Annotated in this window: 20 protein-coding genes; 6 read left to right on the forward strand and 14 right to left on the reverse strand. The window is 60.2% G+C overall.

Annotation, left to right across the window (positions count from 1 at the left end; all coding sequences use genetic code 11):
- Nucleotides 1-117: 117 nt before the first annotated feature.
- The 4 genes from ATY79_RS18030 to ATY79_RS18045 form a co-directional block, all read right to left on the reverse strand.
- Nucleotides 118-624 (reverse strand): GNAT family N-acetyltransferase, encoded by a 507-nt coding sequence (locus ATY79_RS18030; protein WP_088692969.1) that lies wholly within the window; start codon nucleotides 622-624, stop codon nucleotides 118-120.
- Between the two features lie 202 nt (nucleotides 625-826).
- The gene (gene typA, locus ATY79_RS18035; protein ID WP_088692970.1) at nucleotides 827-2644 is read right to left on the reverse strand and encodes a translational GTPase TypA; all 1818 of its coding nucleotides are present in this window, start codon (nucleotides 2642-2644) and stop codon (nucleotides 827-829) included.
- A gap of 124 nt (nucleotides 2645-2768) precedes the next feature.
- Nucleotides 2769-4349: an alkaline phosphatase D family protein gene (locus ATY79_RS18040; protein WP_088692971.1), complete on the reverse strand. Its 1581-nt coding sequence runs from the start codon at nucleotides 4347-4349 to the stop codon at nucleotides 2769-2771.
- Between the two features lie 132 nt (nucleotides 4350-4481).
- On the reverse strand, nucleotides 4482-6569 hold the full coding sequence (locus tag ATY79_RS18045) for a M3 family metallopeptidase (RefSeq protein WP_088704540.1): 2088 nt from the start codon (nucleotides 6567-6569) through the stop codon (nucleotides 4482-4484).
- Nucleotides 6570-6781: 212 nt separating this feature from the next.
- Between ATY79_RS18045 and ATY79_RS18050 the strand changes: the two genes are divergently transcribed.
- Nucleotides 6782-7213 carry a hypothetical protein gene (locus tag ATY79_RS18050; RefSeq protein ID WP_088692972.1) on the forward strand — a complete coding sequence of 144 codons (432 nt, stop codon included), beginning with the start codon at nucleotides 6782-6784 and terminating at the stop codon, nucleotides 7211-7213.
- Nucleotides 7214-7215: 2 nt separating this feature from the next.
- Here ATY79_RS18050 and ATY79_RS18055 read toward each other — a convergent pair whose 3' ends face one another.
- On the reverse strand, nucleotides 7216-7857 hold the full coding sequence (locus ATY79_RS18055; protein WP_088693231.1) for a LysE family translocator: 642 nt from the start codon (nucleotides 7855-7857) through the stop codon (nucleotides 7216-7218).
- Between the two features lie 202 nt (nucleotides 7858-8059).
- Here ATY79_RS18055 and ATY79_RS18060 point away from each other — a divergent pair, with 202 nt between their 5' ends.
- Nucleotides 8060-9244: a multidrug effflux MFS transporter gene (locus ATY79_RS18060; protein WP_088704541.1), complete on the forward strand. Its 1185-nt coding sequence runs from the start codon at nucleotides 8060-8062 to the stop codon at nucleotides 9242-9244.
- A gap of 48 nt (nucleotides 9245-9292) precedes the next feature.
- Here the strand turns inward: ATY79_RS18060 and ATY79_RS18065 are convergent, their stop codons facing one another.
- Nucleotides 9293-10516 (reverse strand): argininosuccinate synthase, encoded by a 1224-nt coding sequence (locus tag ATY79_RS18065; RefSeq protein ID WP_088693232.1) that lies wholly within the window; start codon nucleotides 10514-10516, stop codon nucleotides 9293-9295.
- A gap of 187 nt (nucleotides 10517-10703) precedes the next feature.
- On the opposite strand from ATY79_RS18065, the gene ATY79_RS18070 reads away from it, so the two are divergent.
- Complete coding sequence (locus ATY79_RS18070) at nucleotides 10704-11558, forward strand: SDR family NAD(P)-dependent oxidoreductase (RefSeq protein WP_088692974.1); 855 nt, start codon at nucleotides 10704-10706, stop codon at nucleotides 11556-11558.
- Between the two features lie 81 nt (nucleotides 11559-11639).
- Entirely contained in the window at nucleotides 11640-12281 is a 642-nt protein-coding gene (locus tag ATY79_RS18075) for a LysE family translocator (protein ID WP_088692975.1), read from the forward strand.
- Between the two features lie 38 nt (nucleotides 12282-12319).
- Here ATY79_RS18075 and ATY79_RS18080 read toward each other — a convergent pair whose 3' ends face one another.
- The 5 genes from ATY79_RS18080 to ATY79_RS18100 all read right to left on the reverse strand — a co-directional run bounded on the left by ATY79_RS18080 (nucleotide 12320) and on the right by ATY79_RS18100 (nucleotide 17185).
- On the reverse strand, nucleotides 12320-13114 hold the full coding sequence (locus ATY79_RS18080) for an ABC transporter ATP-binding protein (RefSeq protein ID WP_088692976.1): 795 nt from the start codon (nucleotides 13112-13114) through the stop codon (nucleotides 12320-12322).
- Nucleotides 13111-13992, reverse strand: coding sequence for an ABC transporter permease (locus tag ATY79_RS18085; RefSeq protein WP_088692977.1), 882 nt, complete (start codon nucleotides 13990-13992; stop codon nucleotides 13111-13113). Before ATY79_RS18085 ends, ATY79_RS18080 begins: the two co-directional genes overlap by 4 nt.
- 118 nt (nucleotides 13993-14110) lie before the next feature.
- The gene (locus ATY79_RS18090; protein ID WP_088692978.1) at nucleotides 14111-15064 is read right to left on the reverse strand and encodes an ABC transporter substrate-binding protein; all 954 of its coding nucleotides are present in this window, start codon (nucleotides 15062-15064) and stop codon (nucleotides 14111-14113) included.
- 95 nt (nucleotides 15065-15159) lie between these two features.
- Nucleotides 15160-16395, reverse strand: coding sequence for a 23S rRNA (adenine(2503)-C(2))-methyltransferase RlmN (gene rlmN / locus ATY79_RS18095; RefSeq protein WP_088692979.1), 1236 nt, complete (start codon nucleotides 16393-16395; stop codon nucleotides 15160-15162).
- 226 nt (nucleotides 16396-16621) lie between these two features.
- Nucleotides 16622-17185, reverse strand: a complete 564-nt coding sequence (locus ATY79_RS18100) for an invasion associated locus B family protein (protein ID WP_088692980.1) — start codon at nucleotides 17183-17185, stop codon at nucleotides 16622-16624.
- A gap of 334 nt (nucleotides 17186-17519) precedes the next feature.
- Between ATY79_RS18100 and ATY79_RS18105 the strand changes: the two genes are divergently transcribed.
- Nucleotides 17520-18080 (forward strand): sigma-70 family RNA polymerase sigma factor, encoded by a 561-nt coding sequence (locus ATY79_RS18105; protein WP_088704542.1) that lies wholly within the window; start codon nucleotides 17520-17522, stop codon nucleotides 18078-18080.
- Between the two features lie 11 nt (nucleotides 18081-18091).
- On the opposite strand, the gene ATY79_RS18110 is transcribed toward ATY79_RS18105, so the two are convergent.
- Together ATY79_RS18110 and ATY79_RS18115 are read right to left on the reverse strand one after the other, a co-directional pair.
- Nucleotides 18092-18481, reverse strand: coding sequence for a YkvA family protein (locus ATY79_RS18110; protein ID WP_088692982.1), 390 nt, complete (start codon nucleotides 18479-18481; stop codon nucleotides 18092-18094).
- A gap of 51 nt (nucleotides 18482-18532) precedes the next feature.
- Nucleotides 18533-18838, reverse strand: coding sequence for a 4a-hydroxytetrahydrobiopterin dehydratase (locus ATY79_RS18115; protein WP_088692983.1), 306 nt, complete (start codon nucleotides 18836-18838; stop codon nucleotides 18533-18535).
- A gap of 34 nt (nucleotides 18839-18872) precedes the next feature.
- On the opposite strand from ATY79_RS18115, the gene ATY79_RS18120 reads away from it, so the two are divergent.
- Nucleotides 18873-19373, forward strand: a complete 501-nt coding sequence (locus tag ATY79_RS18120) for a low molecular weight protein-tyrosine-phosphatase (protein WP_088704543.1) — start codon at nucleotides 18873-18875, stop codon at nucleotides 19371-19373.
- On the opposite strand, the gene thpR is transcribed toward ATY79_RS18120, so the two are convergent.
- Nucleotides 19280-19873 (reverse strand): RNA 2',3'-cyclic phosphodiesterase, encoded by a 594-nt coding sequence (gene thpR / locus ATY79_RS18125; RefSeq protein ID WP_083929825.1) that lies wholly within the window; start codon nucleotides 19871-19873, stop codon nucleotides 19280-19282. The genes ATY79_RS18120 and thpR overlap by 94 nt on opposite strands.
- Nucleotides 19874-19922 lie beyond the last annotated feature (49 nt).

Raw genomic sequence — 19922 nt, forward strand, 5'->3', positions numbered from 1 at the left:
CAAAAGCATGAGGCGCGACTTATATAAGTTGAATATGATTTGCAAGTTTTCGCGACAGACAAAACGCTGTCAGGCAAGCCAATTCCGGTGAAAAAACCTAGCTCAAAGCTCGGCGCTTCAACCCCAGATGAAACCGATTTTCTTCAGCTGCTTTTGGTCGAAAGTTTCCATGCCCTCGCAATAGTCGACGCCGCCGTGGCTGCGATAGAACTGCGCGCCAGTCTCGTTTTCCTCGAGGCACCAGACAACCAGTCCGTTGCAGCCGAGCGACTTCAAAAGCCGTCTGGCCTCACCAAAAAGCATGTGTCCGAGGCCAATCCCTTGGTATTCCGGCCGAAGATAGAGCTCGTAGATCTCGCCTTCCTGCGGCAGGGCACGGGCGCGATTGAGGCCGAGCGTTGCATAGCCTGCGACCGTACCAGCGACGTCGAGAACGAGCAGCGTAGCGGGCCCGCGGGTAGCCTTGCGCCACCAATTCTCGCCGCGACGCTCGATCATCTGCCGCAATGCACGATGCGGAATGATCCCCGCATAGGTGTGCTGCCACGCAAGCCGATGCACTTCCGATATGGCTCGGGAATCGTGCGGTTCGGCCCGCCGAACATCGATCGACAACGTCTTCATAGCGCTTACTCTGGTCCCATTGTCGGCAATTAACCATACACGCACGGCGCATTCAGGCCTTTTGCCCACAGACTTAACATGTGGACGACAGCTGAAATTTAACGCTTATTTAACTATTGCGACAAGCCGGATTCGACGCGGCACACAATAAAAAACCCCGGCACGATGGCCGGGGTTAAGGGACTTCAAGACGCTTGGATGCTCAGGCCATTTTCGCCTTGGCGAAGCGCTTGCGGTCATTCGCGTCAAGATACATCTTGCGCAGACGGATCGACTTCGGCGTCACTTCCATCAACTCGTCGTCCTGGATCCAGGAGAGCGCGCGGTCGAGCGTCATGCGGATCGGCGGCGTCAGCTTGACGGCTTCGTCCTTGCCGGCGGCGCGGATGTTGGTCAGCTGCTTGCCCTTCAAGACGTTGACCTCGAGGTCGTTGTCGCGGGAGTGGATGCCGATGATCATGCCCATGTAGACCTTTTCGCCGGGCTCGATCATCATCGGGCCGCGATCTTCCAGGTTGAACATGGCATAGGCCACGGCTTCGCCAGCAGCGTTTGCCAAGAGAACGCCGTTCGTACGGCCGCCGATTTCACCCTTGTAGGGCTGGTAGTCCTTGAACAGACGGTTCATCACGGCGGTGCCGCGCGTATCGGTCAGCAGTTCCGACTGGTAGCCGATCAGGCCGCGGGTCGGTGCGTTGAACACCAGGCGAACGCGGTTGCCGCCCGAAGGACGCAGCTCGGTCATCTCAGCCTTGCGCTCGGACATCTTCTGCACGACGACGCCGGAATGCTCTTCATCAACGTCGATGACGACTTCTTCGATCGGCTCCATCAGCTGGTCGTTCTCGTCTCGGTGCATGACGACGCGCGGACGCGACACGGCCAGTTCGAAGCCTTCGCGGCGCATGGTTTCGATCAGAACCGCAAGCTGCAATTCGCCGCGGCCGGAGACGTAGAACGAATCCTTGCCTTCGGCTTCTTCGATCTTGAGAGCGACGTTGCCTTCGGCTTCCTTGTAGAGACGGTCGCGGATGACGCGCGAGGTGACCTTGTCGCCTTCGGTACCGGCCAGCGGGCTGTCGTTGACGATGAAGGACATGGTGACGGTCGGCGGGTCGATCGGCTGCGCGGTCAGTGCCTCTGTCACGGCCGGATCACAGAAGGTGTCGGCAACCGTGCCCTTGGAGAGGCCGGCGATCGCGACGATATCACCTGCATGCGCTTCGTCGATCGAGGTGCGTTCGATGCCGCGGAACGCGAGGATCTTCGAGATGCGGCCGTTTTCGATCAACTTGCCATCCTGGCCAAGAACCTTAACGGCCTGGTTCGGCTTGATCGAGCCGGAATTAATGCGGCCGGTGATAATGCGGCCGAGGAATGGGTTGGCTTCGAGGATCGTGCCGATCATCGTGAACGGGCCCTCGTGGACGGTCGGCTCGGGAACATGCTTGAGCACGAGGTCGAGAAGCGGCGTAAGACCCTGATCCTTCGGGCCCTCCGGATTGACGTTCATCCAACCATCGCGGCCCGAACCGTAGAGGATCGGGAAATCGAGCTGTTCGTCTGTTGCGTCGAGGTTCGCGAAGAGGTCGAAGACCTCGTTAATGACCTCTTCGTGGCGACCATCCGGACGGTCGATCTTGTTGATCGCGACGATCGGGCGGAGGCCGACCTTCAGCGCCTTCGACACGACGAACTTCGTCTGCGGCATCGGGCCTTCCGACGAGTCGACCAGAACGATCGCACCGTCCACCATCGAGAGAATACGCTCGACTTCGCCACCGAAATCGGCGTGGCCAGGGGTGTCGACGATGTTGATGCGGACACCCTTCCACTCGACCGAGGTCGCCTTGGCAAGAATCGTGATGCCGCGTTCCTTTTCCAGATCGTTGGAGTCCATGACGCGTTCTGCGACGCGCTGGTTCTCGCGGAACGAGCCGGACTGTTTCAGGAGCTCGTCAACCAGTGTCGTCTTGCCATGGTCAACGTGCGCGATAATCGCGATATTGCGAAGTGCCATATGTCTGTATCTCTGAGGCTGGGGCGCCGCGCTGGGAGAAGGCGCCAATTTCATTTGGGCGGCTCATACAGTGTTTTTCGCGTTTGCGAAAGGGGGAAAGCCGGATTGCCTGCCATGCATGACGTCAACTCGATATCTGCGGGTCAAGCGTCATCCGCCACAGTTCAGTATCGTTCCGGTCCATCAGCCTCACGGTCAGTTGCTCGGTCTGCCCATCGATGTCGACGAGCCCAAAGAACTGCATGCCGGCCGACGGCGGCAAGTTCTGCTCCGCGCCACCGGGCGCTGCTTCCATGAACTTCACCTGTGGCCCGAAGGTCATGTCGAGTTGCTGCGGACCGTAGGTACCGGAATGAAGGGGACCGGCAACGAATTCCCAGAACGGCAGGAATTCGTGGAATTTGGCCTTTTCGGGGTCGTAGTAGTGCGCGGCCGTATAGTGCACATCAGCTGTCAGCCAGATCATGTTGAAGATGCCGGCATCGCGGATGAAGCGTAGCAGATCGGCAAATTCCAATTCGCGGCCAAGCGGGGCGCCATTGTCGCCGTTGGAGATCGACTCGCTGCCGGTCCGGTGGCCGTAATCATCCCAGATCACCAGCCCGATCGGCAAATCGCAGGCAATCACCTTCCAGGTCGCCGTCGAGCGCACCAGCTCGCGCTTCAGCCACGCCACTTGACGCTCGCCCAACAGACGGGAGGCATCGGAGACGGTGGCATCACCGCCATGGCCGTTGGGTCCGCGATAAGAGCGCAGGTCGACGAAGAAGAGGTCGAGCAGCGGCCCGTATGAAACCTTGCGGTAGATCCGGCCCGGCTCATCGGCGACATAGCGGATGGGAGTCATCTCGTGAAACGCCCGGCTGGCGTGACCAGCGAGCGCCGAAACGGACTTTTCGGTGTAGCGGTCGTCGTCGCGCAGGTCCGTCGAGGGCGACCAGTTGTTCAAGACCTCGTGGTCATCCCATTGATAAAAGACCGGACAGACGGCATTGAGCGCCTTCACATGCTCATCGAGCAGGTTATAGGACCATTGCCCGCGAAACTGCTCCAGCGTCTGGGCGATCTCGCGCTTTGCGTCGGTGACGATCCTGTTCTTCCAAACTCCCCCGTCTCGCAACCTGATCTCGTCGGGCATGGGATTGTCGGCATAGATCGTGTCACCGGAATGGATCATGAAGTCCGGGCGATGGTAGGCGATCGTCGCATAGGTGCGCATGCCGTCATCGTCGATGCCCCATCCCTGCCCGGCCGTATCGCCCGACCACGCGAACCGGATGCTACGCTTGCCCACCGATGCCGTGCGAAACTGCCCTTGGATTGGCTCGGACAAATCATTGATGTCCTGCAGGTTGGCCGCACAGAAGCGGTAAAATATCTCCTGATCGGGCGGGAGATCCCGAAGCAGCAGCTTTCCGGCAAGACCGGTTTGCGGCGTGACGTCTATCGGCGCTATGCGCACCGCATTGGCGAACCTGTCGCTCGTTGAATACTCGACAGCGAGTCGCGCCGGCCGGTCCACCTGCGTCCAAATCACGCCGGAACTCGCATCGACGTCGCCGGATTGCACACCATACGTGAAGAGCGGTCGGCCGGAAGAGCCCCGCGCATAATAGGGCATCGCCAGCCCTGCCACCGCAAATCCGCCGACCGCGCCCATTGATGAGAGAAAGCATCGGCGGGTCGTCGTCTCGGTCAATTTCATGCCATGGCGTATCCGGCTTGCGGGAATGGAAGAGATTCTCCCGCACCGACCCTACCGCGGCCGTCATGTCATCATCTTGAAGATGGCATGACGGTTTTTCGAAACTTCGACGACAGTTTTGTTGCGATCGCCTCAAGCATCACTGCCGGACAGTTCTTCGAAGGTCGCTAGACCCTTCTTCACCAGCATGGCATCCGGGCTCGGCAGCTTGCCTCGGAAAGCCTTGTAGGCGTCCTCGGGATCGACCGCGCCGCCGACGGAATAGATGTTATCCTTGAGCTTGCCGGCCATCTCGCGATGGAACGCGTCACCAGTTTCCTCAAAGGCGGCAAAGGCATCGGCATCGAGAACCTCGGACCACATGTAGGAATAGTAGCCGGCTGAATAACCGCCGGAGAAGATGTGCTGGAAGTGCGGCGAGGCATGACGCATGACGATCGACTTCGGCATGCCGAGCTCCGACAACACCTCGGCCTGTACCGCCATCGGATCCTCGACCTTGTCGCGAGTGTGGAACGCCATGTCGACGACCGCGGACGAGGTAAACTCGACCGTATTGAAGCCGGAATTGAACGTCCGCGCCGCCAGAACCTTGTCGAGCAGGGCCTGCGGCATTGGCTCGCCGGTTTCAAAGTGCACGGCATATTGCGTCAGGATCGCAGGCACCGTCAGCCAGTGCTCGTAAAGCTGCGACGGCAGCTCAACGAAATCGCGTGAGACACCCGTGCCCGAAACCGAGGGGTAGGTGACGTTTGACAGCATCCCGTGCAGCGCATGGCCGAACTCGTGGAACAGCGTGCGCGCGTCATCGAGCGACAGTAGCGCCGGCTTGCCCTCGGCGGGCTTCGCGAAGTTGCAGACATTGTAGATGATCGGCAATTCGCCATTGCGGCCGTTCTTCAACGGCAGCTTGTGCTGCGACTGGAAAGAGCTCATCCAGGCGCCCGAGCGCTTCGAGCTGCGGGCGAAATAATCGCCGAGGAAGAGCGCGACCAGCCTGTCTTCGCGATCGCGGATCTCGAAGACGCGGACATCGGGATGGTAGGCTGGAACGCCCTTCTTCTCGACGGCGCGAATGCCGAATAGCCGGCCAGCGACATCGAAGCAGGCATCGATGATCTTCTCAAGCTGCAGATAAGGCTTCAGCTCCGCCTCGGAGAAATTGAACCGCTGCGCCCGGATCTTCTCGGCATAATGCCGCCAATCCCAGGGCATGACGTCGTGGTTCTTGCCTTCGTCGGCGATCAAATTGGCGATATCCGCCTCTTCCTCGCCGGCACGCTTGACCGCCTTCGCCCATACCTCCCGAAGCAGGTGGTTCACGGCTTCAGGCGTCTTTGCCATTGTATTGTCGAGCTTCAATTCAGCGAAGTTGCCGTAACCGAGGAGCTTTGCCACCTCGTCGCGGAGCGCAAGCGTATCCCTGATAATGCCGCGATTGTCAGTGGCGCCATCGTTCTCGCCGCGCGCAACCCAGGCCTTAAAGGCCTGTTCCCGCAGGTCCCGCCGCTCCGAGAAGGTTAGGAACGGTTCGATGATCGAGCGTGACAGGGTCACGGCAAACTTGCCCTCTTCGCCACGCTCGCGCGCAGCCGCCGCCATCGCATCCTTCAGAAATTCCGGAATGCCGTCGAGATCCGGACCGTCGGAAAGGATCATCGCCCAGCTCTTCTCGTCGGCAAGCACGTTCTGACCGAACTGGGTACCAAGGCCAGCAAGCTTCTCGTTGATCCCCGCAAGCTTCTCCTGCTCGGGCTTCGGCAGCTTCGCGCCCGATTTGACGAAGCCCTTCCAGTGCCGCTCCAGCACCCGCGTCTGCTCCAGCGTCAAACCGAGGCTTTCGCGCGCTTCCCACAAGGCGTCGATGCGCGCAAACAGCGCCGCATTCATGCCGATCTTGGAATAGTGGCGCGACATCTTCGGCGAGATATCCCGCTCCAGCGCCTGGATCATATCATTGGTATGCGCGCCCGCCCGGTTCCAGAACAATGCCGAAACGCGCGACAGCTCATCGCCCGCGATCTCGAGAGCAACCACGGTATTTTCGAATGTCGGCGCCTCGGGATTATCCGCGATCGCGTCGATCTCTTTCTCGTGCGCTGCGAGCGCTGCATCAAAGGCCGGAGCGAAGTCGCCATCATTGAGGGCATCGAAACGCGGCAGACCGTGGAGACCATTCCATTCGATAAGTGCCGGGTTGAATTCTGGTGTGGAAGGCATGCGGGGATCCTTTGTGGCAGGCAACTGAACAGGCAATATAGGGATGCGCATCCGCAATTGGTATCGCCGATCAAACGCTCATCTCCCGGCCGGACCGCGAAAAGTTCATGGCAAGAAATGATGCATAAGAATTAACTAATCGTTAACGATTGACGTACGTTCGCCATGCGCGGTAGCTTCACGCATCATCCTTTTGCAAGGGGATAGGCGTCATGGAAATCCTTTCTGTGCGGTCTTCGCCGAATTTTCTTTTCAGAAGAAACTCCGATAATTCTAGCAATTACAACGAATTAGAAGCACAATTCGGCACGGCGACGAAGGCCTCGACGGCATTTCACATCGATGAAACGAACGGGGATACGCCTGATTTTTCCGCCATCAGCGCCAGCGAACTGCGCCAATATGCGAGGCAGAGCTTCGATGCTGGCGCGATCGATCAGGATACGTTTGCCGCGATCTCCGAGCCGCTGCCGATGCGGACGGTCGATCCGTCAGGCAACATCCTCGATCTGTCCGATATTGCCGACGCGACGAGCTTCAATTTCCGGGATTACTACAAGGGCCAGCTCCAGATCGCGACATCGATCGGCGACCCGCAAACGGTGGCACGGCTCGATTCCGTCGTCAGCTTCCTTAACGTCTGATCTCAGGCTTTCCGCCATCCAAGCAGGCCGGGCGTCGCATGCCAGAGCGCCTGTGCTGCAAAGCCCATGAAGAGAACACCGGAGCAGCGCACGATCAGCCGTTCGTGCGAACGATAGAAACGTCGGACCGTTCCCGCGCCAATGATCGTGATCAGGATCATGTCCGCCACGATAAAGCCCAAAAACGAAACCGCCAGCAGGACCGGCAGCGTGTGAAACTGCAACGCGCTCGCCGAACCCGCAACAAGCGCGGTGAACGTCGCAAGCGCGACTGGATATCCCTTCGGATTGGTGACGCCGAAGATCAGACCGCGACGGAACGGCCGCTCCACCACCATCAACGCCTGCCCCTCACCCTTCGGCTTTGCCCGCACGGCATTCCAGCCGATCCAGGCAAGATAGAAGCCACAGAGAAGACCAAGCGCGTCGAACACGAAGGTCCCGATCGTCTTCGCCCCGATGATCGCGATCAGCGCCAACGATGCCCACAGAAGATCGCCGACCAGATGACCGCTGACGAACATTGCGCCGGCACGGCGGCCCTGCCCTGCGCCGATGCCAAGCAACGCAAGGAAAGCAGGCCCTGGAATGAGCACGTAAAGAAGAGCTGCCAGAAAGGCGCCCGCGAGCAAGGATTGCGTCATCGACAAACTCCGGAAAGGACAGCCGCAGCTTATGCGCCAATCGAAAGGCGTCAAGCTGTCATGGCGATCCATCAGATTTTTGAATTGCCGTATCACGCGGCTTCCGACAGAAGGGGAGCGGCCGCCCTCGCGCGGATCGCGCATGTCACCAAAGACCGAGTACCCTATGCCCCCATTCCGGATGAGCCAACGGCGAACGAGCATGCTCGGAGCGCTTCTCGCAACCATCGGCCCGATCTCGATGTCGATCTACACGCCGGCAATGCCGGAACTCGTCCACGCGTTCCGGACCTCCGACTCCGCGATCAAGATGACGCTTTCCGTCTATTTCGCCGGCTTCTCGGTTGCGCAATTGCTTGCCGGCCCGCTCTCGGACGCCTTCGGCCGCCGCGCGGCGACGCTCCTCTTCATCGGCATCTATGTCGTCGGCAGCCTGCTTGCCGCCTTTGCGCCCGGCATCGAGTGGCTGCTCGCCGGCCGCCTGATCCAGGGCATCGGCGCCTCCGTCGGGATTACGGTGGCGCGCGCCATCGTGCGTGACCAGTTCACCGGGACGGAAGCCTCCCGCATCATCAACCTGATCGGCATCATGATCGCCATCGGACCGGCCGCTGCACCAACGATCGGCGGACTTGCGCTGGCGGCCTTCGGCTGGCAGTCGGTCTTCTTTCTGCTGATCGGCTTCGGGCTGCTGATCTGTCTCGGGGTGATCGTCTTCATGCGCGAAACAAGCGTGCCGGATCCGCGCCGCGCGCTCCCGGTTCCGCTGCTTCGCGCCTATCTGGAGCTTGCCCGGGAAAGCCGCTTCGTCTCTGCCTCGCTCGTCCTCGGCGGTTCGATCGGCGCGCTTTACGCGCAGGCGACGCTGCTACCCTTCATCCTCATCAAGGTCGTCGGCCTTTCACCGACCGCTTTCGGCTTGGGCATGCTGATGCAATCAGGGTCCTACTTCCTCGGCTCCGTCTGCCTTCGCTATGCGGCGCCGCGCCTGGGCGGTGACGGCTCGGTGCGTGTCGGGCTTGGCCTCCTCGGGCTCGCTGGCATCATGATCGCGCTGTCAGTCCACTTCGTCACGCCCTCGTATCTCTCGATCATGGGGCCGATCGCGTTCCTGGCCTTCGGATTGGCGTTCCTGACGCCGCATATGACGACATCGGGCCTCTACCCCTTCCCGCATATCGCCGGCTCGGCGTCCGCGATGATGGGCTTTATTCAGATGGGTGGCGGCTTTGCCGGCGGCGTTGCGGGTTCGCTGATCGGTATGCCGCTGCTCGCCTTCGGTACGGTGATCCCGATCATGGCGCTGATTTCGATCACCAGCTACGTCTGGTTCGTGCGCGCCGCGCAACGCGCAGCGGAACTCTCCCACGCCACGGCGGGCGAATGAAAAAGGCCCGCACGAGGCGGGCCTTCGATCTCTTGCGACTGCTCTCGGTTACTTCGAGAGGTTGCGCTTGGCGAGTGTGCGCAGACGCAGCGCGTTGAGCTTGATGAAGCCGGCGGCGTCCTTCTGGTCGTAGGCGCCCTGGTCGTCTTCGAAGGTAACCAGCTTGTCGGAATAGAGCGACTTCGGGCTCTCGCGGCCGGTGACCATGACGTTGCCCTTGTAGAGCTTCAGCGTCACTTCGCCTTCGACATGCTCCTGGCTCTTGTCGATCAGAGCCTGCAGCATTTCGCGTTCCGGCGAGAACCAGAAGCCGTAGTAGATCAACTCGGCGTAACGCGGCATCAGCTCGTCCTTGAGGTGCGCGGCACCGCGGTCGAGGGTGATGGATTCGATGGCGCGGTGCGCGGCAAGCAGGATCGTGCCGCCGGGCGTCTCGTAGACGCCGCGCGACTTCATGCCGACGAAGCGGTTTTCGACGAGGTCGAGGCGACCGATGCCGTTGTCGCGACCGTAGTTGTTGAGGGCTGCGAGCAGCGTTGCCGGGCTCATGCGTACGCCATTAATCGAAACGGCATCACCCTTCTCGAAGCCAACCTTGATGATGGTTGCCTTGTCGGGAGCTGCTTCCGGAGAAATCGTGCGCATATGCACGTACTCAGGTGCTTCCTGTGCCGGATCTTCGAGAACCTTGCCCTCGGACGAGGAGTGCAGCAGGTTGGCGTCGACGGAGAACGGCGCTTCGCCCTTCTTGTCCTTGGCGACCGGGATCTGGTGGGCTTCGGCAAACGCGAGCAGATCGGTACGGCTCTTGAACGACCAGTCGCGCCACGGCGCGATGATCTTGATATCGGGGTTCAGGGCATAGGCGGAGAGCTCGAAACGAACCTGGTCGTTGCCCTTGCCGGTGGCGCCATGCGCGATCGCATCGGCGCCGGTCTTGCGGGCGATATCGATCAGGTGCTTGGAGATCAGCGGACGGGCGATCGAGGTGCCCAGCAGATAGACACCCTCATAGACGGCGTTGGCGCGGAACATCGGGAAAACGAAGTCCTTGACGAACTCTTCGCGGACGTCCTCGATGTAGATCTCCTTGATGCCGAGCATTTCGGCCTTCTTGCGCGCCGGCTCCAGCTCTTCGCCCTGGCCGAGGTCGGCCGTGAAGGTTACGACTTCTGCGCCGAGCTCGGTCTGCAGCCACTTCAGGATGATCGAGGTGTCGAGACCGCCGGAATAGGCGAGGACGACTTTCTTTACGTCTTTGTGCGATGCCATGATGATGAGGTCCGTTGCAAAAGGGCGGCGGCAAACCCGCCAAGCCCGGTATGGCTGGGCACTTTTAGCGAGATCGGCGCAGGACGCAAGGGCAACGGCGACCATAGGCGGCTCGGATAATGTTTGACAGGCCGAAAGCGCAACCCATATCTGCCAGCGTCCTGACAATGCTGAGGAGAGGCTGGCCGTGACGAAAATTCAAGACATCATCAAGAAATCCAATGTCGCCGTCATCACCGGCGGTGCTTCCGGCATCGGGCTTGCCGCGGCAAAACATTTCGCTCGTGCGGGCATGAGCGTTGCTATCGCCGATCTCGGCGGCGACCGGCTGGCAGCCTCTGCAGACGAACTGAAGGCGATCTCGGGAGAGGAGTATGTGCTCGCCGTCGAAACCGACGTTGGGCAGAAGGAGTCCCTGGAAGCGCTTGAACGGACCGTGATTCAACGCTTCGGTCGCGTGCATATTCTCATGAACAACGCCGGCATCGGCCCCGAGACGTCGATCTTCAGCGCCCAGGCCAATTGGGACAGCATCCTCGGCGTCAACTTGCTCGGCGTCATCAACGGCACCCGGACCTTCGGCCAGCACATGCTCTCGCATGGCGAACCGGGCCTGATCATCAACACCGGCTCCAAGCAGGGCATCACTACGCCCCCTGGCAATCCGGCCTACAATGTCTCGAAAGCCGGCGTGAAGGTGTTTACCGAAGCGCTCGAGCACGAACTGCGCAACACCGAGGGCTCGAAGATTTCCGCCCACCTGCTGATCCCCGGCTTCGTCTTCACCGGCCTCACGAAGGGCGACCGCACCGAGAAGCCGGCTGCCGCATGGACTGCGGAACAGACCGTCGATTTCATGATCGAAAGCCTGGAACGCGGCGACTTCTACATCCTCTGCCCCGACAACGACGTCGCCCGTCCGGTGGACGAACGCCGCCTGGCCTGGGCAATGGGGGACATCATCGAGAACCGCCCGCCGTTGTCGCGCTGGCACAAGGATTATGCCGACAAGTTCAAGGCCTATCTCGAACAGAAGGAATAGGTCGTATTAGAAGGTTTGATTAGACATTTTCTGAGAGCCGGATAAAAGCAACCAACGTTCTTCCGGCTTTCAGAGTGTAACATGGATTTTCTGCCCAGCATTGCCACGCTTCTTGCCTTTGCTGCTGCGACTCTTCTGCTTGCGGCAACGCCTGGCCCAGACATGACGCTTTCCATCAGCCGTGCGCTGGCACAAGGCAAGAAGGCTGCACTCTTCGTCGTCCTCGGCACCAGTCTCGGGATTGTCGTTCATACCATGCTGGTTGCTTTCGGTGTCTCAGCGCTGATCACCGCATCACCGACCGCCTTCCTGATCCTGAAGACCGGCGGTGCCGCCTATCTCCTTTGGCTTGCCGTCCAGGCGATCCGCTACGGCTCGAAGTTTTCGGTCAACAAGGTGGAAGCGGCAACAGGCACGCCGCTTGCCAACGTCTCCTCGGGCTTCTGGGTCAACCTACTGAACCCGAAGGTCATCATCTTCTTCATGACCTTCCTGCCGCAGTTCGTCAGTGCTGGCGACCCGACGGTGACGCAGAAGCTGCTGTTTCTCGGCTTCTGCTTCATCCTGATCGGCATGCCTGTGAACGCTGCTGTGGTCTTTGCGGCCGACTGGCTGGCCGGCTGGCTGCAGAACAACAAAAAGGTTTTGCGCGGCATGGACTTTACCTTTGCCGGCGTCTTCTCCGTCTTCGCGGCAAAGATCCTGCTGACGCAGGCGCGTTAAGCGACCTCCGGGAAGCTGGCTTCCCGGAATGCCTAGCCTCAGCCGATCAGCAGTGCGTCATCGTCCAGCGTCTGGCCGCGCATCTTGCGGAACATCGCGATCAGGTCTTCGACCTGCAGCGTCTTGCGGCTGTCGCCGCTGACGTCGAGAACGATCTCGCCACTGTGTAGCATGATCGTACGGTGGCCATAATCGAGCGCCTGCCGCATGGAGTGCGTGACCATCAGCGTTGTCAGCTTGCGTTCCGAAACGATCTTCTGCGTGAGCCCCATGACGAACTCGGCCATCCCAGGATCGAGCGCCGCCGTGTGCTCGTCGAGCAGTAGCACTTCGGAGCCGGCAAGCGTCGCCATCACAAGCGAAACCGCCTGACGCTGACCGCCGGAAAGCAGGTCCATACGGTCCCGCATGCGGTTCTCAAGGCCGAGATTGAGCTCGGCGATCCGCTCGCGGAAATGCTCGCGCCGCTTCGGGCCAAGCGCCGAGACCAGCCCCCGCATTTCACCGCGACGCGCCGCAAGTGCAAGGTTTTCCTCGATCGACAGCGAGCCGCAGCTTCCCGTCAGAGGATCCTGGAAGACGCGGGCGACCAGTCCGGCGCGAGCGGCCGTCGATTTGCGTGTGACGTCGGTATGGCCGATCAGAACCTGGCCTTCGCCGGCGAGCACATCGCCGGCAAGAACGCCGAGCAGTGTCGACTTGCCGGCGCCGTTCGAGCCGATGACGGTGACGAACGAACCTTCCTCGATTGTCAGGCTGACGCCGTTCAGCGCCTGCTTCTGTAGCGGCGTACCCTTGCCGAAAACGACCTTGATATCCTTGAGCGTAATCACGATGCAGCGCCTCCGCGGCGAAGGCGGGGAAGGATGAGCGCGATCGTCACCAGCACCGCCGTCACGAAATTGAGGTCCGACGCCTGCAGCCCGATGACATCAGTCGAGAGAGCGAGCTGGATGGCGATGCGATAGAGGATCGAGCCGAGCACACAGCCGATCAGCGCGATCAGCAGCCCGCGCCGACCGAGCAGCGTTTCACCGATAATGACGGCCGCGAGGCCGACAACGATCGTACCGACGCCAGAGGTGACATCAGCAAAGCCGTTCGTCTGCGCAAACAGCGCGCCACCGAAGGCAACCAAGGCGTTGGAGATCGCCATGCCGAGATAAATCTGGCGGCTGGTGTCGACGCCCTGTGCGCGGGCCATGCGGGCATTCGCACCCGTCGCGCGCATTGCCAGACCCGAGTCGCTCTCGAGGAAGCGCCAGACGAGGATGACTGCGACGCCGACGAGGACGCCGACGAAGAGTGGCCGAACGTAGAAGTCGCGCAGGCCATGACCAAAGAACGGGCTGATCATCGTATCCGCATTGATCAGTGCGACGTTCGGCTTGCCCATGACGCGCAGGTTCACCGAAAAGAGCGCGATCATCGTCAGGATCGAGGCAAGCAGGTTGAGGATCTTGAACCGTACATTGAGCATCGCCGTAACGATGCCGGCCGCAGCACCCGCAACCATGGCGACGAGCGCCGCAAGCCAGGCATTGACCCCGGCGATGATGAGAACCGCCGTTACCGCAGCACCCAGCGGAAAGGAGCCGTCAACCGTCAGATCCGGAAAATCCAGCACACGAAATGCGAGGTACACGCCGATGGCAACGAAGGCATAAACCAGCCCCAGTTCCACAGCTCCCCAAAATGCGATCTGACTCAAGGCTCCTGCCCTTTCTTCTGACTTGTCCCGCCTCTAGCGGACCCAAGCTTCTAATACCATCAGCCGCCCCCGCGTAAAACGGGAGCGGCTGAACGGGTGGTTCTGAAATCTACTTCGATCAGTCGATGGTCTTCGTCGCGCGCTTCAAGACGCTTTCGGGTAGCGTGACGCCCATGCGTGTGGCCGCACCCTTATTGACGACGAGATCGCTACCGGCAGCAACCTTCACCGGAATATCGCCGGGGTTTTCACCCTTAAGGATACGGACGACAATTTCGCCGGTCTGCTTGCCGACGTCGTAGTAGTTGAAGCCGAGCGCTGCAAGCGCACCGCGCGAAACAGAGTCCGTGTCGGCCGTGAAGAGCGGCAGCTTGCTTTCCTCGGCGACGGCAACCGCACCTTCCAGTGCGGAAATGATCGTGTTGTCGGTCGGGATGTAAATGGCATCGGCACGGCCGACGAGCGCGCGGGCCGCACCCTGCACTTCCGCAGACTTGGTGGCCGCCGATTCAACGACCTTCAGGCCAGCCTTCTCGGCTTCCGTCTTCAGGACGGCGAGCAAAGACACCGAATTGGCTTCGCCGGAATTGTAGAGGTAGCCGATCGACTTGGCGTTCGGCAGGATTTCCTTGATGAGCGCAACGTGCTCGGCAACCGGTGACATGTCGGACAGACCGGTGACGTTGCCGCCTGGCTTGTCCATGTTCTTCACGAGCTGGGCGCCGAGCGGATCGGAAACGGCCGTGAAGACGACTGGAATGTCGCGCGTTGCGGAAACGACGGCTTGCGCTGATGGCGTGGAGATCGGCACGATAACGTTCGGGCCATCGCCTGCGAACTGTCGGGCGATCTGCGCAGCCGTTGCCGGGTTGCCTTGCGCAGACTCGAACATGAACTTCAGGTTCTCGCCTTCCTTATAGCCTGCGGCTGTCAGCACATCGAGGACGCCCTTGCGTGCGGCGTCAAGCGCCGGATGCTCGACGATCGCCGTGACCGCGACGGTTACGTCTTCGGCCTTTGCAGGCAGGGTCAGGGCCAGCGTGGCCGCGACAGCAAGCAGAATTGAACGCATTGGGGTATCCTCCAGACATGATTTTGGCCTGCTTCTAGGAAAAGCAGGCCATGAAATCAATCATTAGAAAACACTGAACGGATCAAACTTGCTGATCAGTCGTCGGCGCCATGGTTGGCGATCATCATCGCCTCGAAGGCCAGCCGCTCAGTCTTGCGCATCCGCTCCGATTCCGACTTCAGCTGACCGCAGGCAGCCAGGATGTCGCGGCCGCGCGGCGTTCGGATCGGCGAGGCATAGCCGGCCGAATTGATGAAATCGGCGAACTTCTCGATCTGTGCCCAGTCGGAACACTGGTAGTTTGTGCCCGGCCACGGGTTGAACGGAATGAGGTTGATCTTCGCCGGCACGCCTTTCAGCAGCTGAACGAGACCCTTGGCGTCCTCAAGGCTGTCGTTGACGTCCTTCAGCATCACGTATTCAAAGGTGATGCGACGGGCGTTCGATAGACCGGGATACTTCCGGCAGGCGTCGATCAGTTCCTTCAGCGGGTACTTCTTGTTGATCGGCACGAGGATGTCGCGCAGGTCGTCGCGCACGGCGTGCAGCGAGATTGCCAGCATCACGCCGATTTCATCGCCAGTGCGGAAGATTTCAGGCACGACGCCCGAGGTGGAGAGTGTTACGCGGCGCTTGGAGAGCGACAGGCCGTCGCCATCGGTGGCGATCAGCAACGCCTGTTTCACGGCATCGAAATTGTAGAGCGGCTCGCCCATGCCCATCATGACGATGTTGCTGACCTTGCGGCCTTCCGCCGGCATGATGGTGCCCTGCGGCGCTTCACGGTCTGGGAAATCGCCCAGCCGATCGCGGGCGAGCAGAAGCTGCGAGAGGATTTCTTCCGCAGTTAGGTTGCGGACCAGCCGTTGCGTGCCGGTGTGACAGAAAGAACAGGTCAGCGTGCAGCCGACCTGGCTCGAGATGCAGAGTGTGCCGCGCCCCTCCTCCGGGATGTAGACTGCTTCGATCTCGACTGGCCGGCCCGCACCGCGCGCCGGAAAGCGCAGCAGCCACTTGCGGGTGCCATCGTTGGAAACCTGCTCCTCGACGATTTCAGGGCGCGCAATCGTGAAATGCTGCTTCAGCATCTCGCGCATGTCCTTGGCGACATTCGTCATGTGATCGAAATCGGAGACGCCGCGCACGTAGATCCAGTTCCAGAGCTGCGCGACACGCATCTTGATCTGCTTGTCCGGCACGCCTTTTTCACGCAGCGCAGCGCCCATCTCTTCGCGGCTGAGGCCGATCAGCGAAGGCTTCAATCCAGCGTCAACACCGCTGGTCGCTGCGCCCAAGGGCTTGGTAACAGTCATCTCATCCATGACGGACATAGGCTCTAATCCCGAATTCAACATGCTACCGCCCCGGAAAGCCGGATGACTTGCGGTACGAAGGGCATGTGGCAGAAATTGAATGCGGAGCATACGGCAAGGACCGCGATCTATCCGCTGTTGCGCGGGCCTTTAGCATCATTTTAGCCCCGCGTCACTATGGATGGAAACGGCGAAGGCCGGCACAAGGCCGGCCTTCTGAAATTTCGTCACCGCAGCAGGAAGCTTACTTGCAGCCTTCAACCTGCTTCAGTGCAGCGGAAATGCCAGACAGCGAGTAGCTGTACGACGTCGATGTGCCCTTGCGCGATGTCGCGTTGACGGTCATCGAGTGGCCGGTCTTCATGGCCGCGACGAGCGCCGGCTCCTGAGCTGCATTCTCGACCCAGCCGGCCTTGTCCTTGGTGAACATCACGAAGGTCTTGTTGTCGATGACGACGTCGATCTTCGAGTTCTCCTTGACGGTGTAGCCCATCATTGCCTGCGGCTCGTAGGAAATGTTCTGACCGGGGCGCTGCGAAACGATGAAGAAGTTATCACCATGATCAATGCCGGCGGGCTTCTTCTCCGTCGGCACCGACAGAACGTAGCAGACGGTGTTCGCGCCGGACTTGTAGGAATAGGCGCCCCAGGCCTGGAACTGCTGGATGCGTGTCGGCGCTGTCGAAGCCGGGGTGGCCTGCTGCTGCGCTGCGGGCGCTGCAGGCTGCGACTTCTTGGACTGAGCGGATGCAATGCCGGCGCCGGCGAGAACGAGGGAAAGGGCGATTGCGGTACTTCTAAGAAACATGGATATCCTGCCGGTTCTTGCGATTCGAGCCCGAAGCGAACGGGCGGCGCATAATCACGATCTGCTTTATTTTGACTTAATTCAGGTTACCAAAGCGTCAACAGGGACTGCGAGAAGTCCCTGCCTGTGCCATTTTCGCCCAAGTGTCAACGTCGGGCGCTGGCGCCTCGCCCGTGATGACGTGATACTGCGTGCGCACACAGACCATCGTCACGGATGAATCTAAGACATAAAGATTCAGGCAAGAGTTTGACGTTTTTAGAAACCGTTGTACGTCAATAAGCGTTGGAAATCCGTTGGAGAATTCGCCGAGCTAGGGGACTTTGGACGGGATATGAATGCCGAGGAGAAACAGCGCTTCGCCGACCTCGCCAAGGCCGTTGCGGAACGCCGCGACCAAGAGGCATTCGCCGTGCTGTTCGACTACTTCGCGCCGCGCCTCAAATCCTGGCTTCTGCGCCAAAGAATGTCGAGTGGCGAAGCCGAGGAACTGGTCCAGGAAGTACTGATCGTGCTCTGGCACAAGGCTGAATTTTACGATGCGGCGAGATCGTCTCTTTCCACCTGGCTTTTTCGCATAGCCCGCAACCGCCGGATCGATCTTCAGCGCCGGGCCAGAACGCGCACCCTGGATGAGGCAGACCCGGCATTGCAGCCGGTCGCGGAAAACGGCGCAGACGAGATCCTCACAAATGACGATCGCGACGCACATGTACGCGCCGCTGTCAGCCAACTTCCGGAAGAGCAGCAGGAAATGCTCCGCGCCGCATTTTTTCTCGGCCAATCCCATTCGCAGATCGCCGAGGCAACGGGCTTGCCGCTCGGCACCGTAAAGTCGCGGATCCGGCTTGCCTTCGGAAAGCTCCGGAAGGTTCTTGAGGCCGAAAGCGCCTGACCGAGACCGGGCTAGATTGTCTTCATGCCTTCAGGCTTGTCGGCGAGCGCGCGGTCGGCAGCTTCATAGTGCTTCGGCTGCAGGTGCCGGCTGACCATGGCAAAAGCGGCGGAAAGGACTGCCACGTCGTCCGAAAACCCGATCACGGCAAAAACATCGGGAATCATGTCGACCGGCATGACGAAATAGGCAAGTGCGGCCAGGAGCACGCCACGGACCCTTGTCGGCGTCTGCGGATCCATGGCGCAATAGAAAGCGGCGACGACGTCGCGTGAGAACGGGATCTGGCGGACCGCCTTCTTGAAGGTCGGCCAGAATTTCTTGCGCACGGTCTCTTCGCGCCGGCTCTGTGTATCATCATCGCCCGGCAGCAGGATCTCACCGAATTTGACGTCGTCCATTCCGATCGGTCCTCTCATTCATGCGCACATATGGTGATGGTGGCAACGGATTCAATCAAGCCGGGGCGCTGCCGCCTTCTCCATTGCCGCAGCCAGTCTGAAGTCAAGCTCGGTAAGCCCGCCCGCATCATGGGTATTGAGCTTCACGTCGACGCGCGAATAGACATTGAACCATTCCGGATGATGATTGAGCCGTTCTGCTGCGAGCGCCGCTTCCGTCATGAAGCCGAAAGCCTCGACGAAATTGCGAAACTTGAAGCTTCGCGATATCGACGTGCCAGTGTCGTCGAGCGACCAGCCGTCAAGCTTGGCGAGTTCGGTAGCGATGGCTTGCCGTTCCAGTTTTTCCCGTTTCATGCGATTGTCCCTTCTCTTCCGTCATGGACCACAGATGAAACGCATTAGCATCCTGTTTGTTTGCATGGGCAATATCTGCCGTTCTCCTCTTGCCGAGGGGATCTTCTCGCATCTCGTCGATGAGTCCGGCTTTGCCGATCGTTTCGAGATCGACTCGGCCGGCACGGGCGGTTGGCACGAGGGCGATCATCCGGATCGGCGTTCGATCGCAACAGCCAAAGGCCACGGGATCGATATTTCTCAGCAACGCGCCCGCCAGATCAGGACGAAGGATTTCAGCGACTTCGACCTGATACTCGCGATGGATCGCGCGAATATCGCCGAGTTGCATCGGATGAGCCCCGGAGCCGCAAACATCCGCCTGTTCGGCGATTTCGCATTGGCAAGCGGCGAGGATATACCCGACCCCTATTTCGGCAGCAGCGACGGCTTCGAACTCGTCTACGCCAGGCTCTTTGCTGGCTGCAGGAAGCTGCTCGAGACGCTGGGCACCGACAATGCCTCGTGGAGCGGGAAGATCTCTTCCGTCAGATAAGGCCCACCGCCGACCGATTCCCTCGACGACAGCAGAACGAAGCGCGGAACCGTGAAGGCCGAAGTCTGGAAATTTCCACGTCCGGCGAGATAGTGCACGACATCGTCGACTCGCGACGATTTCAACCGCGCCAGCGTGACATGAGGCGTGAACTTGCGGGGATCCGGCGGCAATCCGATACGCTGGCAGATCCGCTCAATTTCCGCCTGGAGGGCGTACATCTCGGGTGAAGGCGAGACACCAGCCCAAACCGAATGCGGCTTCTTGGATCCGAATGCGCCGATACCATCAAGACGAATCTGGAATTCCGGGCGGTCGATGCGGTCTAGCCGATCGACAATTTCGTCTGCCGTCCGTCCATCGACATCGCCGATGAACCGCAAAGTGATGTGGTAATTCTCCACATCGATCCATCTTGCACCAGGGAGACCACCGCGCAGCAATGAAAGGCTCATCGCGGCATTGCGCGGAATTTCGAGGGCGGTAAACAGTCTCGGCATAACGAGCACTCCCCGAATCTTTTGCAGGTGCTCACACGGAATCACGCAT

Origin of the sequence: Rhizobium sp. R693 (assembly GCF_002211315.1) — a bacterium.
GTDB lineage: Bacteria > Pseudomonadota > Alphaproteobacteria > Rhizobiales > Rhizobiaceae > Rhizobium.